Origin of the sequence: Bifidobacterium vespertilionis (genome assembly GCF_008698145.1) — a bacterium.
Taxonomy (GTDB): domain Bacteria; phylum Actinomycetota; class Actinomycetes; order Actinomycetales; family Bifidobacteriaceae; genus Bifidobacterium; species Bifidobacterium vespertilionis.
The window spans coordinates 66,407-80,883 of sequence record NZ_RZNZ01000014.1 but is presented as its reverse complement, the minus strand read 5'-3'; the positions used below and the strand labels follow the sequence as shown (position 1 = coordinate 80,883).

Here is a 14,477-nt window from a genome sequence, read left to right as displayed (position 1 = left end):
GCGTGATGCGGCGATGCCCTGCCGACCGGCGGGCAGCCCGCGATTCGTGATTCTTACGGAATAAAGGAAGTTTGTAAGTGGCAGACGAAACCAACAACAACGACGGCGAGATCTTCGACGGTCAGCCCACGCCCGACGGCTCCAGCGAGCCGCTGAGCCCCCAGGAGGCCGACAAGACCGACTACGGCCTGCTCAAGGGCACGGCCATCGTCCAGCGCGACCTGCAGAAGGAGATGCGCGAATCGTACCTCTCCTACGCCATGAGCGTGATCGTGGACCGCGCCCTGCCGGATGTGCGCGATGGCCTCAAGCCCGTGCACCGCCGCGTGGTCTACGCGATGTACGACGGTGGCTACCGTCCCGATCGCGGCTACAACAAGTGCGCCCGCGTGGTGGGCGAGGTCATGGGTAAGTACCACCCGCATGGCGATTCGGCCATCTACGACACCCTGGTGCGCATGGCCCAGTCGTGGTCGATGCGCTACCTGCTGGTGGACGGCCAGGGCAACTTCGGCTCCCCCGGCGACGATCCGGCAGCCGCCATGCGTTACACCGAGTGCCGCATGGCCCCGCTCGCCATGGAGATGGTCAGGGACATCGACAAGGACACCGTCGACTTCATCCCCAACTACGACGGCAAGACGCAGGAGCCGACCGTGCTGCCCGCGCGCTTCCCGAACCTGCTGGTCAACGGCTCGTCCGGCATCGCCGTGGGCATGGCCACCAACATCCCGCCGCACAACATGCGCGAGGTGGCGGATGGCGTCCATTGGGCGCTCGATCACCCCGACGCCTCCCGCGAGGAGCTGCTCGAGGCCCTGCTGCAGCGCATCAAGGGCCCGGACTTCCCCACCGGCGCCACGATCCTGGGCCACAAGGGCATCGAACAGGCGTACCGCACCGGCCGCGGACTGATCACCATGCGCGCGGTGGTCAACACCGAGGAGATCAAGGGCCGCATGTGCCTGGTGGTCACCGAGCTGCCCTATCAGGTCAACCCGGACCGTCTGGTCGTCTCCATCCGCGAGGCCGTGCGCGACGGCAAGATCACCGGCATCGCGGACATGCGCGACGAGACTTCCGGCCGCACCGGCCAGCGCCTGGTGCTCGTGCTCAAGCGCGACGCCGTGCCGAAGGTGGTGCTCAACAACCTGTACAAGCACTCCCAGCTCCAGCAGACGTTCGGCGCGAACATGCTCGCCCTGGTGGACGGCGTGCCGCGCACCCTGAGCCTGGACGCCTTCATCCGCCACTGGGTCAAGCACCAGCTGAGCGTGATCGCCCGCCGCACCGCGTACCTCAAGCGCGAGGCCGAGGAGCGCGACCACATCCTGCAGGGCTACCTGAAGGCCCTGGACATGATCGACGAGGTCATCGCCCTCATCCGCGCTTCCAAGGACGTGGACACCGCCCGAACGGGCCTTATGGAGCTGCTCGACGTGGACGATGTCCAGGCCGACGCGATCCTGGCCATGCAGCTGCGCCGTCTGGCCGCCCTGGAACGCCAGAAGATCCTCGACGAGCATGAGGAGCTGCAGCGCAGGATCGCCGATTACGCGGACATCCTCGCCAAGCCCGAGCGCCAGCGCAGGATCATCGGCGACGAGCTCGACGAGATCGTGGCCAAGTATGGCGACGATCGCCGCACCAAGATCCTGCCGTTCAGCGGTGAGATGAACGTCGAGGACCTGATCGCCGAGGAGAACGTGGTCGTCACGGTCACGCACTCCGGCTTCATCAAGCGCACCAAGGCCGACGAATACCGCGCCCAGCACCGCGGCGGCAAGGGCATCAAGGGCGCCAAGCTGCGCGAGGACGACGTGGTGGACCACTTCTTCCTCACCTCCACGCACAACTGGCTGCTGTTCTTCACCAACAAGGGCCGCGTCTACCGCATCAAGGCGTACGAGCTGCCGGAGGGGTCGCGCGACTCCAAGGGCCAGCACGTGGCCAACCTGCTGCAGTTCGCGCCGGACGAGACGATCCAGACCGTGCTGTCCATCCCGAACTACGAGGTCACCGAGTACTTGGTGCTCGCTACCCGCTCCGGCAAGATCAAGAAGACCCGTCTGGCGGAGTACGATTCGCCGCGTCAGGGCGGTCTGATCGCCGTGCGCCTCACCGAGTCCGAGGACGGGTCGTGGACCGACGAGCTCGTGGGCGCCGCGCTGTGCAACTCCACCGACGACATCATCCTCGTCTCCAAGCTGGGCATGAGCCTGAAGTTCCAGGCCGACGACGAGCAGCTGCGCCCGATGGGCCGCCAGACCGCCGGCGTGCAGGGCATGAAGTTCCGCGACGGCGACGAGCTGCTGGCCATGGACGTGGTCTGGGGCGACTCCGACAAGGATCTGCTCGTGGTCACCAACGAGGGCTTCGCCAAGCGCACGGCCGTCGAGGAGTACCGCCTGCAGGGCCGAAACGGCTTCGGCGTCAAGGCCGTGCAGCTGACCGAGGAGCGCGGCACGCTCGTGGGCGCGGTGATCGTCTCCGAGGACGACCAGATCATGGCGATCATGAAGTCCGGTAAGGTGATCCGCTCCGATGTGGCCGAGGTCAAGCGCACCGGCCGCACCACGCAGGGCGTCACGCTGGCCAAGCCGGACAAGGGCGACGAGATCATCTCCATCGCGCGCAACGAGGAGAAGGACGACGAGGATGAGACGGCCGGCGAGATCGTCGCGGACAACGCGGCGGCCGATGGCACGGCTCCGGCGGCTTCGGCGGCTCAGGCCGCTGGCGAGACCGGCGAGACCGATCCGGCCACCGCCTCGGACGCCACGTCACAATCCGGTGAAGCCCCGGCCGAAGCCGGCGACGGTGTGCAAGAGTAGTGGTAGTCTGCCCTAAGACGTCCAAGCCAAGCGTCCAGTCGAAACAGGAGTAGCCATGACCGATATGAACGAGCCCGTGCAGGAGTCCGGTGAGCATCTGGGCCGCGAGGCCCGTTCCGTGGCTTCCGAGGTCCCCGCGGCCATCCCGGCGCGCGAGGCGGGCGGACAGGCCCGTGTCGCCGCGCCCGCCAACCGCCGTGGCGTGCCCCGCGCCCGCCGCATGAAGCTCTCGCTCACGCACGTGGACCCGTGGAGCGTGGCCAAGGTCTCGTTCCTGCTGGCCATCGCCGGCGCGATCATCCAGATCGTCGCGGTGGCGCTCATCTGGGCGCTGCTCGAGTTCATGGGCCTGTTCAACCAGCTCACGCAGATGATGTCGAACACCGGCCTGAACTTCAACCTCGGCAGCATGCTGCAGTTCGGCACGGTGATCAGCGCGGTGACGATCTTCTCGATCTTCGAGGTGGTGCTCGTCATGGTGCTCGCCACCATCGGCGCGTTCCTGTACAACGTGGTGTGCGCCCTCGTGGGCGGCGTGCACGTCACATTGGGCGATGACTGACATGGCCGCGCGCAACAATCCAGCGCAGGCCCCTGACGCACAGCCGTCGGTTTCGGAAAACCCGGAATCGGCGGCTGTCGCCGTAGATGGGGGCAATTCGACGGAATCGGCCGCGGTGTCGAATATGGCGTCGAATTCCGGGGCGACGGGCGGTTCCGGGGCTTCCTCCTCGACTTCCTCGACTTCCTCGACTTCCGGGGCTTCTGGTGCTTCCGGGGCTTCCGCGTCGGCGGACCCATCGGCCGCACCCGTCCAGACTCTCGCGGACTCCCCATCCGGCGACGATAGGCCGAGCCACCCGCCCTACCGCGTTGACGACTGGCGGGACGACGACATCATCGACGGCTACCAGCGGGCCACCGTGCATCTCGGTCCCGATCCGGAGGGCGTGGACGGCCAGGCGATCGCCACCTTCGTCCGCAAGAACCCGGACAAACTGAGCTTCGTGGAACGTGTGCGGCGCAAGCTGCGGCACCGGGTGTTCGGCAAGCCGCTGGCGATCATGTACCTGCACGGGTGGAACGACTACTTCTACCGCCGGCACGCCTCCGAATACTGGGAGTCGCTCGGCATCGCGTTCTACGCCGTCGATCTGCGGCGGTACGGGCGCAGCTACCGGGCCGGAGAGACCGCCGGATACATCGAGGACCTGCACGACTACGCGGCCGAACTTGACGCGCTGCGCGACCAGATCGTGCGGGAGATGGGCGACGACGTGCACATCCTGGCCATTGGGCATTCCGAGGGCGGACTGATCATGTCGCTGTGGGTCAACCGCGAGCAGCCCCACCACGTGCGCGCACTCGCGCTCAATTCCCCGTGGCTGGAGCTGCAGGGCAATACGATGTTCAGGCTCATCACCACGCCGGTGCTCAAGGGCTTCCTGCTGGCCGGGGGCAAGACCCCCTTGCCGCTGAATGACCCGGGATTCTACGGGCGCACGATCGAACGGGATAGCGGCGGCGAATGGGACTACCCCTCCTCGCTGGCCGCCACGGGCGCGCAGTTCCAGCCGCGCGCCGGATGGATGCAGGCGATCTTCCGCGGGCAGGCCGAGGTGGCCGCCGGGCTCGACATCCAGGTGCCGGTGCTCGTGTGCACCTCCGACCGCTCGATGCTGCAGGGCTCGTGGGACGAGGCCATGCGCGAATGCGATGTGGTGCTGGACGTGGTCGCCATCCGCCAGGCCGCGCTGAAGCTGGGCGATCTGGTGACCGTGGCGCGCATCCGCGGCGGCATCCACGACCTGACGATGAGCCGGCCCGAAGCGCGGCGGCACTACTTCGGCCTCGTCACCTCATGGGGCGGCCAGACCGCGTGGCGCACGTTCCTGCCCACCCCGTTGGTGCGTTCGGCGCTGGGGCGGCTGTAGGCCCCTACCGCATCGCGCACACGGTCAGGTAGACGGCCACCACGTGGCAGGCGTACCCCGCGACCGTGCCCAGATGGAAGACCTCGTGGTATCCGAACCAGCCCGGCACCGGATTGGGCTTGCGCTGGGCGAAGCAGACCGCGCCGGCGATGTAGGCGGCTCCGCCCGCGGCGATCAGGATCGTGGCCGCCGGGCCAACAGCCGGGGCGGTCCACAGGAACGGGATCAGCGTGACCGGCGCAAGGCCGAGCACGATGTAGATCATCGTGAAGATCCAGTCGTGGTTGTGGTACCAGATCACGTGCGCGACCGATCCGATCAGCGCGGCGGTCCAGATGACGATCAGATACGGCCGGCGGATGCGCTCGTCCAGCGCGAAGAGGAATGGGGTGTTCGTGCCGGCGATGATCAGGAAGATGTTGCAGTAGTCGATCTGGCACAGCACCTTGTTCATGCGCGGACCCCAGTGGCCGATGTGCAGTAGCGAGCTGTTGCCGAACAGCAGCATCGCCGTCGCCCCGTACACCGCGCAGGCGGCCTTGATCGGGCCCCATGGCGCCACGCAGATCAGCACGATCGACGCGGCCACCGCCAAGGGGAAGGTGATGAGGTGCATCACGCCGCGCAGACGTGGTTTGGCGATGTAGTCGCGTTCGGGGCGATTGCGACGTTCCGGGTGCCGCAGCAGACGCTCCTCGCGCTGGGCGGCCTTGCGGGCTTCGGTGGCTTGCCGGACACGTTGGCGGGCGCGCTCGATCCTCTCGCGCACCTCGCGCTCGCGTGTGCCGTTCGGATTCGTGCTCGTCGTCATGCCTGCCATGCTCATGCTTCCGATCGTAGCCGGACTAACTTACGGAAGCGTAACTTTTTGCTGAAGGGATGGTGGGTGCGTTGTCATCCTGAGTGAGCGCAGCCTGTCATCCTGAGCGCAGCGAAGGATCCTTGACCTTGTGCACAAGGTCAAGGATCCTTCGCTGCGCTCAGGATGACGGCGGGGGCGATCTACGGAACTCAGGATGACGATGGGGGTGTTCTGTCCCGCTCAGGATGAGTGATTCCGGATGGCCTCGCCGATCCGATCGTCGCGCGTGCCCTCGGTGATGACCGGCAGGTAAGGACGGTGCCGGTCCACGATCTGCAGCAATCGGGCCACCGGGGCTATGCCGTCGCCGATCTGGCATGGGACGATCGCCGTCGGTCCATCGGCGCCCCGTTCCACCGTGAAATCCTTGAGGTGGAAGGCGACGATCCGATCGCCGAACCTCCGGAACGCCTCCTCGGTGACGGCCACCTCGCGCTCGGCGGGATCGCTTGGATCCACGGCCGCATCGCCCGCCTGGTCGCCGATCGCATGCCCCGCCGGATCGAGGATGATGCCCAGGAACGGCGAATCGACCTCGCGCAGCAGCCGTTCGGTGGAATCGAGATCGTGCAGCGCGTGATGCGGGCACGGCTCGAGGCCCACGATCGCCCCGAAGCGCTCGCCGACCGCGACGAGACGCTCCACGGTCCCGCGGAATTCGCGCCAGGCGGTTTCGGAAGCGGTTCGGGCGGACGATTCCGCGATGTGTCCGAGCCGCCCCGGATGCGTGCCCACCACGGGGGCGCCGAAGTACCGCGCATGCCGCAGATAGGCTTCGAATGCGGCCATCGCCCCGGCATGGCGTACCGGATCGGGGTCCGTGAGATTGACATAGCAACCCAGCACGGCCACCGAAACCCCATGCGCGGCAAGGGTTGCGCGGCAGTACTCCCCCATTCCGGGGTTGATCGCACCGGGCCCGGACGGCACGCCCGGGAACGACTTGCCAAGCGCCAGCTGCACGCATCGGGCACCCTGCGCCTCAAGACCGATCGCCAATGATTCGAAATCCGCGGCCGTGACGTCGTGGCCGCGCGCGCCGAAGTTGATCATGCCGCCACTGTATGCGCGGATGGCGATTCGAGGCCGATCCGTTGGCGTCGGTTGCATGCCGGGTGCGGCATTCTGAGGGCGCCCTCCCCCATTCTTGGCGGATTTCCCCGTCATCCTGAGCGAAGCACAATCTCGCCCTGTCATCCTGAGCATGCCCCACGTCATCACGGGTGGTTTTCTCGTCATCCTGAGCGCAGCGAAGGATCCTTAATTTGTGCACGGGATTAAGGATCCTTCGACTCCGCTACGCTTCGCTCAGGATGACGGAGGGCCCACGTTCTGGCGTCCGGCTCCGCTCGCTCAGAATGACGGGAGAGGATGGATTCCGGCTACGCTTTGCTCAGGATAACGAAAACTCACTCAGGATTGTTGAGAGCGCTAAGGTCCACGGTGAACGGCAGGGAATCGGGCAAGTGCTCGGGTTCAAGGAACATGCTCATGTACAGGGGCAGATAGGTGATCGGTCCCGATTGCTCCACATTGCCTTTGCAAAGCACGTAAGCCTGGTCCAGATGCCATTCGGGAACCGACATGATTTTGCTGAGCGCATGATGGCGGGTCCAGTCATTGCCGGACTTCACCTCGATCGGCAGTGCACGTGTGCCGGACTGCACCACGAAATCCACTTCGCCGTAGCGTTTTGAATCGAAATAGTATGTGGGGAAGCCGTGCGCCACGAGTTCCTGCGCGATCGCATTTTCAGTGATCTCGCCCATGTTCACGTCCAGATCACCCTGCAGGATCGGCACCTGCACATTCTCCAGCGCCTGGGCGCACAGCAGTCCGGTATCCCCCATGAACAGCTTGAACAGGCTTCGTTTGCGGCTGGCGGGCAGGGGCGGAACCGGGGCCTCCACGTTATAGCAGGGCAGGGCCACGCCGGCGTCCGCGAGCCAGAGGAAGCTGCTTGCATATCGATTATGCCGGGCGTTTTTGCCCAGATCCGCCAGCACGAACCGACGGTTGCGGTCGTTGAGTTGGGATGGGACGGCGTCGAAGATCGCGCGGATCTTCGTCCGGTCCGCGCGGTCCGCGTATTTGGCGATGTCCAGACGATACAGGGCGAGGATATCGCGTTGCAGCTGAACCACTTGGGCGATGTCATGCGTATCCACATACCGTTGCACGATCTCGGGCATGCCGCCCACCACCATGTAGGCCGAAAACAGGCGCATCATGGTCTCATGTATGGTCCCGTTGACCGGTTTGCGGCATTCGAAACGGTCGCGCAGCAGATCGAATGTGGTCTGCTGCACACCGCAGGCCCGGCAGAATTCCATGAAATCCATGGGATACATGCGGTGCCGCTCCTCGAAGCCGACCGGATAGGATTCCACGTCCGCGGTGCGCACGCCCAGCAGCGAACCCGTCTCCACATAGTCGAATCGCCCATCCTCCACCAGGAATTTGATGGCAGTGCGGGCGCGCGGGCACTCCTGGACCTCGTCGAGCAGCACTAGGGTGTTTCCCGGTTCAAGGGGTTGCCGCAGATATGCCGTGAGATTGGCGACGATGGTATTGGCATCGAGCGGTCCGGAGAATATGTCGCCGGCATGCGGGTCGGTCAGGAAATTCAGTTCCGCGAACCGTTCGTAGCGCCGCCGCGCGAAGTCGCGCACCACCGTGGTTTTGCCGGTTTGCCTGGCGCCGGTCAGCATCAGCGCCTTGCGTCGAGAAGACTTGCTCCACGCCTCCAACGTCTTCGTGATTGTGCGCTCAAGCATGGCGTTTCCTTCATCTGTCACGTTTTTCCTGATATTCAGGGTACTCTTTGTCACGTTTTTCTCAAGTTTTTGGGCATGATCTGTCACGTTTTGCGAGTTGTGAGGTGGAAGGTCGTCATCCTGAGCACAGCGAAGCGGAGTCGAAGGATCCTTAATCCCCGCACTCGGACGACCATAGCGCGTAGCCGAAAGTCCCTGATGCTACGTGTCCCTGATGCTACGCCTGCCCATTGGATTTGCTCATTTTGCGCGCCGGCGAATCATCCTGGCGTCGTGTGATCGCCGTGCGGCGCAACATTGCGGGCTGTGCGGACCGAAATCGGCGATTCGCAGCACTATCGGGTCGTTTTCTGGGCGATTTTCGGCCCGATAGTGCTGCGAATTCCGGATTTCGGTCCGCACAGCCCGTATTTCCCGTATTTCCCGGTTTGATGACACCGGTTTGATGACGTCCGTTCTGTAAAAAAGTTACAGAACGAACCTCGAGGAGAGGGCTAAGCGGTACGTTCTGTAAATCTGTTACGGAAGGTACTTGGGAGAAGCGCCTGAGAGGGGTGCCCAGGGGCTGTTTCATGAGTATTCCGGTCATCCTGAGCGCGCAGGGGCATGGAAGTTCCCCGCTGTCATCCTGAGCGAAGCGAAGGATCCTTAACTTTGTGCACACAGTTAAGGATCCTTCGACTCCGCTGCGCTTCGCTCAGGATGACTGAATGGCTTCGCTCCGCTCGCTCAGGATGACAGCGGGAAGCCCCATCATCGCGCAACACCTGGCATGTGATTGCCGCCCGTTCAGGCTCGGTGTGCGATACTACAATCGTTGCAACAATGAGGTGACTGTGACGATGGCCGGCGGGTGCCGGCGTGAGGTGACTTGTGAGACTGATCTTCAGTTATGTGAGGCGGCATTGGGCGATGGCCCTGACCGCGGTGGCGTTCCTGAGCATCGAGACCGTGTGCGATCTGCTGCAGCCGACGCTGATGTCGATGGTGGTGGACGACGGCGTGGCGAACCGGGATGTGAACCGGGTGCTCACGTGGGGCGCGGTGATGCTCGCGGTGGCGGGCGTGGGCGCGATCGGCGCGGTGATGCGCAACATCTTCGCCTCAAGGGCCGCACAGCTGGTGGGGCGGGACATCCGATCGGACACCTACCGCAAGGTCATGTCGCTCAGTTGCGAGGAGGTGGACCATCTGCAGCCGGCGGCGATCATCACGCGCATCACCAACGATGTGGTGCAGATCCAGAACTTCGCGCAGGGGCTCATGCGCATCATGCTCAAGGCCCCCATCACCTGCATCGGCGCGATCGTGCTGATCGTGGTGCAGATCCCCGAGCAGCTGCCGATCGTGATCATCCTCCTCGCCGTCTCCGCGGTGCTCATCTGGCGCAACATGGCCGCCAGCTACCCGCGGTTCTTGGCCGTGCAGCGGGCGCTCGACCGGCTCGGGACCGTGAGCCGCGAATTCCTGCGGTCGGTGCGCGTGGTCAAGGCGTTCGGCATGCAGCATGAGGAGTCGCGCAAATTCGCCGACGCGGCCCGATCGTTCGCCTCCTCGAACGTGGATGCGCAGCGGGTCAACGCGATCTATGGGCCGATGATCAACCTAGTGGTGAATCTGGGCATCATCGCGCTGCTGTGGCTTTCGCGCGCCACCGATCCGGGACGGATCGGCACGCTCATGGCCTCGATGAACTACATGACCCAGGTGCTCTTCGCGCTGGGCCGCGTGTCGATGATCCTCAACTCGGCCGTGCGCGCGGGGGCGTCGTCGCGGCGCATCCAGGAGATCTTCGACCAGAAGGGCGAGGTGGGCGCGCGGGGCGATTCGCCGGCTGCGGGATCGTTCGTGGAATCGGTTGCGGGATCGGCCTCGCAACCGGCCTCGCAACCATCCTCGCAATCATCCGACGGCCTGCGCTTCGATCATGTGACCTTCACCTACGCGGACAGCCCCCGCCCGGCCTTGAAAGACGTGTCGTTCGACCTGCCCGCCGGCGGCACACTCGGCGTGATCGGCCCCACCGGCTCCGGCAAATCGACGCTCGTGACCCTCATCCCCCGCTTCTACCGGCCGCAATCGGGCCGCATCCTGTGGAACGGGCGGGGCGTGGAGACGATCGACGCCGAAGCGCTGCGCGCGCAGATCGCGCTTGTGGCGCAGAAACCCGTCCTGTTCACCGGAACCGTGCGATCGAACCTGGCGTGGGGCGATCCGGACGCCGGTCAACAACGGCTTGCGGAGGCGGCCCGTGAGGCGTGCGCGAGCGAATTCATCGACGGGCTGCCCGGTGGCTACGACGCGCGCGTGGGACAGGGCGGTGTGAACCTCTCCGGTGGCCAGAAACAGCGCCTGAGTCTGGCCCGCGCACTGGTCCGGCGGCCCAAACTGCTCATTCTGGACGACTGCACGAGCGCGCTCGACGCGATCACCGAGCGGGACGTGCTCGCCAATCTGCACGCCATGGAGGACGTGACCGTGCTGCTCATCTCGCAGCGCATCGCCACGGTCCGTAGGTGCGACCGGATCGCCGTGATGGACGACGGGCGGCTCGTGGGTCTGGGCACGCACAGCGAGCTCATGGCGGGATGCGAGCGGTACAGGGCCATCTACGATTCGCAGATCGGGCCGCTTGGTCAGGCGGCTCGCAGCGAAGGAGGTGCGCGATGAGCGGATTCGGTCCCGGTCCCGGAGGCCCCGGAGGATTCGGCGGCGGTTCGCGTCCCGGCCAGCCCCCGGTGATGGGCGGCGGACTGGCCAAGCGCGGTGCGGCCGTGGTCAAGCCCAAGGATATGCGCGGCACGTTGCGCCGGCTGTACGACATCACGCGCGGGCATCGCCAGGGCCTCGGCCCGGTGTTCGCTCTGTCCGGGCTGAGCTCCGGATCGTCGGTCCTCTCCCCGCTGCTCGTGGGCCTGGTGGTTAACGGCATCGCGCAGGGCGACCCGATCACGCTGTCCCTGAGCCTGCTCCTCGCGCTCTACCTGTGCGACTGGCTCGTCAACTTCGGCCAGCGCTACCTCATGGCCGCGGCCGGCCAGCGGATCGTGCTGCACCTGCGCACCTCGCTGTTCGACGCGCTCAACCGCCTGCCGCTGCGCTTCTTCGACCGCCACCAGCACGGCGAGCTCATGAGCCGACTGACCAACGATGTGGACAACATCTCCACCACCATCTCCGACTCCCTCTCCCAGCTCATGGTCTACGCGTTCACGATCGTGGGCACGCTCGCCTGCATGCTGTGGCTGAGCCCCGTGCTGACCGCCGTGTCGCTGGTGTCCGTGGTGTTCGTCTTCCTGCTCACCAAACTGATCACCACGCGCACCCGGCCGCTGTACGCCAACCAGCAGCGGGTGCTCGGCCGGCTCGACGCGCATGTGGAGGAGACGGTCTCCGGGCTCACGATGGTCAAGGCGTTCGGGCGCGAGGAGCAGATGATCGCCGACTTCGAGAAGGTCAACGACGAGCTGACCGAGACGGGCGTCCGCGCGCAGACCTGGTCCGGCTACCTCATGCCGCTGTCCAACGTGATCAACAATCTGGGCTTCCTGCTTGTGGCGGTGGTCAGCGGTCTGCTGGCCGTGCGCGGGTCGATCGACGTGGGCGTGATCGCCAGCTTCCTGCTGTATGTGCGGCAGTTCTCGCGGCCATTCGTGGACATCGCGAACATCTACAACACGTTCCAGACCGCGGTGGCGGGCGCCGAGCGCATCTTCCAGATCATGGACGAGGAGCCCGAGCCGGCCGATGCGCCGGATGCGCTGGAGGTGCCGGGCGGTTCCGGGGCTTCGGCGGGCGGTTCCGGGGCTTCCGGCGTGGTCGGCGGGACTTCGGCGGGTGGCGGCGGGCTGCGCGGCGACATCGTCTTCGACCACGTGACCTTCGGCTACGACCCGGACCATCCGGTCATCCACGACCTGAGCCTGGAGATCCCCGCGGGCACGCGCGTGGCGTTCGTGGGACAGACCGGCTCCGGCAAGACCACACTGGTCAATCTGGTCGCGCGCTTCTACGATCCCGACTCCGGGCGGATCCTCCTTGATGGGCATGACCTGCGCGACTACAAACTCGCATCCCTGCGCAACGCCTTCGGGACCGTGCTGCAGGATCCGGCGCTGTTCGAGGACACGGTTTGCGCGAACATCGCGTACGGATGCCCCGACGCCACGGATGGTCAGATCCGCGCGGCGGCGAAGGCGGCCGGAGCGGACGCCTTCATCGAGCGGCTGCCCAAGGGGTATGACACGGTTCTGGAGGCCGGCGGGGCGGCGCTGAGCCAGGGCGAGCGGCAGCTGCTGACCATCGCCCGCGCACTGCTGGCGGATGCGCCCATCGTGATCCTCGACGAGGCCACGAGTTCCGTGGACACCGTCACCGAGGCCGCGATCCGCGACGCCATGCACGCCATGACCGCCGGGCGCACGAGCATCATCATCGCGCATCGGCTGTCCACCATCCGCGACTCGGATCTGATCGTGGTGATCGAGCACGGGCGGATTGTGGAGCAGGGCACGCACGAGTCGCTGATGGCCGCGGGCGGGGTGTACGCGCAAATGGTGGCCGACCAAGGTGGCTTGGGCTGAGATTTTGGGTGGTTCTGGCGTGGTTTTGGGTGGTTGCCTTGATTTCCAGTTGATTTCCAGTTCACGATTTGCAAGCGACGTGAAATCGTGAACTGGACGAGTGAACAAAGCGAACATCCTATGCGTTGAAATGGCGCCATTTTGGCCGGATAATGTCACATGAAGGCTGTTCGTTCCAGTTCACGATTTGCAGGCGCTTGAAAATCGTGAACTGGAAATGCGGCGAGATCAGGCGAAAGGGGCTCGCAATGGGCGATTCGGGCACGCAACTGAGTGCGCAGGCGCTGCTGACCCTGTGGCGGATTGGCCGGGAGGGCTCGTTTTCCGCGGCCGCGCGGGCCATGGGCTGGACGCAGCCGGCCATCAGCCAGCAAATCACCCGTTTGGAGAACCAGACCGGCCTGACTTTGGTGGACCGCACTTCGCATGGCGTGGAGCTCACGGCCGCAGGCCAGATGCTTGCCCGTCACGGTGCGATGATCGCGGAGCGACTTGATCAGGCCGAGCATGAGCTGGCGGACTACAAGCGGCACCGGCTCGCGCGGCTGCGCGTGGTCGCGCCGCCGTCGATCTGCTCGACGATCGTCGCGCGGGCCATGGTGGGCCTGTGCCGCGGCGGTGCCCTTGAGGTGAGTCTCGATCAGGCCGAACCACCGGAGGCCGTGGCACTGGTTCGCTCCGGCAAGGCCGATCTGGCAGTGGTGTTCGAACATCGCAGTCTGCCGCATTCGCTGCCGGTGGATGACAGCCTCGACTGGGAGCCGCTGGGCGATGACCCGCTGCTGCTGCTCACGCGCAAGTCGGACGTGCCGGAGCATGCGGGTGCTTCGGCACCGGCGAGCGTGTCCAGCGAGCCGGCCTGTGATCTGGCCGATTGGCGCGATGCCTCCTGGATCGCCGGCTGCGACACCTGCAAGGCGAACCTGCTCGCCATGGCCGAGGCCGCCGGGTTCACGCCCCAGATCCGCCACGCCACCGACGACTACTGGACCACGCAGACCTTGGTGGAGATGGGCGTGGGCGTGTCGATCGTGCCCGCGCTGGACACCGTGAACCACCTGCAGGCGGATTTGGCCGCGCTGCCGCTGCGCGACCCGAAGGCCTCGCGTCTGGTGGGCGCGCTGACCCGCACCGGCGACGAGCGGCCGGCCGTCGAAGCATGCCTCGCGGAGTTGCGCCGCGTCTCCGCACGCCTGCTGCGGGGACTGTCATCCTGAGCGCCGAGCCGAAGGAGCCTTAACCTTACGCATGAACGACTTGGTGCGTAGTGTCCAAGGATCCTTCGCTGCGCTCAGGATGACGGGGTGCTGCTTTTGTCATCCTGAGCGCAGCGAAGGATCCTTCGTCATTCTGCAAAAAGTCACAATGCAGGAAGTTAAGGATCCTTCGGCTTCGCCCTAACGGGCTTCGCTCAGGATGACTGAGGGGATCGCCGCGCGCTCCGCTCAGGTGTTGCCCCGCCTCACCCCGCTCCCCCATAAGCGCGG

The 14,477-nt window shown here is 65.4% G+C and carries 9 protein-coding genes; 6 read left to right on the top strand and 3 right to left on the bottom strand.

Annotated features, from left to right (window positions below):
• The first annotated feature begins 77 nt into the window (after nt 1-77).
• The 3 genes from gyrA to EMO90_RS09710 all read left to right on the top strand — a co-directional run bounded on the left by gyrA (nt 78) and on the right by EMO90_RS09710 (nt 4,768).
• A complete protein-coding gene (gene gyrA, locus EMO90_RS09720; RefSeq protein ID WP_150354218.1) occupies nt 78-2,834 on the top strand; it encodes a DNA gyrase subunit A in 2,757 nt (918 codons plus the stop codon).
• 55 nt (nt 2,835-2,889) lie between these two features.
• A complete protein-coding gene (locus EMO90_RS09715) occupies nt 2,890-3,396 on the top strand; it encodes a DUF3566 domain-containing protein (protein WP_150354217.1) in 507 nt (168 codons plus the stop codon).
• 124 nt (nt 3,397-3,520) lie between these two features.
• Nucleotides 3,521-4,768 (top strand): alpha/beta hydrolase, encoded by a 1,248-nt coding sequence (locus EMO90_RS09710; RefSeq protein ID WP_223849773.1) that lies wholly within the window; start codon nt 3,521-3,523, stop codon nt 4,766-4,768.
• A gap of 4 nt (nt 4,769-4,772) precedes the next feature.
• Here EMO90_RS09710 and trhA read toward each other — a convergent pair whose 3' ends face one another.
• From trhA to EMO90_RS09695, 3 genes are all read right to left on the bottom strand, one after another.
• A complete protein-coding gene (gene trhA, locus EMO90_RS09705; RefSeq protein ID WP_223849775.1) occupies nt 4,773-5,588 on the bottom strand; it encodes a PAQR family membrane homeostasis protein TrhA in 816 nt (271 codons plus the stop codon).
• Nucleotides 5,589-5,810: 222 nt separating this feature from the next.
• Nucleotides 5,811-6,683 carry a sugar phosphate isomerase/epimerase family protein gene (locus EMO90_RS09700; protein WP_190972025.1) on the bottom strand — a complete coding sequence of 291 codons (873 nt, stop codon included), beginning with the start codon at nt 6,681-6,683 and terminating at the stop codon, nt 5,811-5,813.
• Between the two features lie 356 nt (nt 6,684-7,039).
• Complete coding sequence (locus EMO90_RS09695) at nt 7,040-8,407, bottom strand: ATP-binding protein (protein ID WP_150354214.1); 1,368 nt, start codon at nt 8,405-8,407, stop codon at nt 7,040-7,042.
• A gap of 912 nt (nt 8,408-9,319) precedes the next feature.
• On the opposite strand from EMO90_RS09695, the gene EMO90_RS09690 reads away from it, so the two are divergent.
• From EMO90_RS09690 to EMO90_RS09680, 3 genes are all read left to right on the top strand, one after another.
• Entirely contained in the window at nt 9,320-11,077 is a 1,758-nt protein-coding gene (locus tag EMO90_RS09690) for an ABC transporter ATP-binding protein (protein ID WP_150354213.1), read from the top strand.
• Nucleotides 11,074-12,990, top strand: a complete 1,917-nt coding sequence (locus EMO90_RS09685; protein WP_223849772.1) for an ABC transporter ATP-binding protein — start codon at nt 11,074-11,076, stop codon at nt 12,988-12,990. The genes EMO90_RS09690 and EMO90_RS09685 overlap by 4 nt, the downstream gene beginning before the upstream one ends.
• Nucleotides 12,991-13,238: 248 nt before the next feature.
• Nucleotides 13,239-14,207, top strand: a complete 969-nt coding sequence (locus EMO90_RS09680) for a LysR family transcriptional regulator (protein ID WP_150354212.1) — start codon at nt 13,239-13,241, stop codon at nt 14,205-14,207.
• The last annotated feature ends 270 nt before the right edge of the window (nt 14,208-14,477 follow it).

Excerpts from the sequence above, each read along its gene's own strand:
- EMO90_RS09715 (WP_150354217.1), top strand. The coding sequence starts at position 2,890 with ATGACCGATATGAACGAGCCCGTGCAGGAGTCCGGTGAGCATCTGGGC.
- EMO90_RS09710 (WP_223849773.1), top strand. The coding sequence starts at position 3,521 with ATGGCGTCGAATTCCGGGGCGACGGGCGGTTCCGGGGCTTCCTCCTCG.
- trhA (WP_223849775.1), bottom strand. The coding sequence starts at position 5,588 with ATGGCAGGCATGACGACGAGCACGAATCCGAACGGCACACGCGAGCGC.
- EMO90_RS09700 (WP_190972025.1), bottom strand. The coding sequence starts at position 6,683 with ATGATCAACTTCGGCGCGCGCGGCCACGACGTCACGGCCGCGGATTTC.
- EMO90_RS09695 (WP_150354214.1), bottom strand. The coding sequence starts at position 8,407 with ATGCTTGAGCGCACAATCACGAAGACGTTGGAGGCGTGGAGCAAGTCT.
- EMO90_RS09690 (WP_150354213.1), top strand. The coding sequence starts at position 9,320 with ATGGCCCTGACCGCGGTGGCGTTCCTGAGCATCGAGACCGTGTGCGAT.
- EMO90_RS09685 (WP_223849772.1), top strand. The coding sequence starts at position 11,074 with ATGAGCGGATTCGGTCCCGGTCCCGGAGGCCCCGGAGGATTCGGCGGC.
- EMO90_RS09680 (WP_150354212.1), top strand. The coding sequence starts at position 13,239 with ATGGGCGATTCGGGCACGCAACTGAGTGCGCAGGCGCTGCTGACCCTG.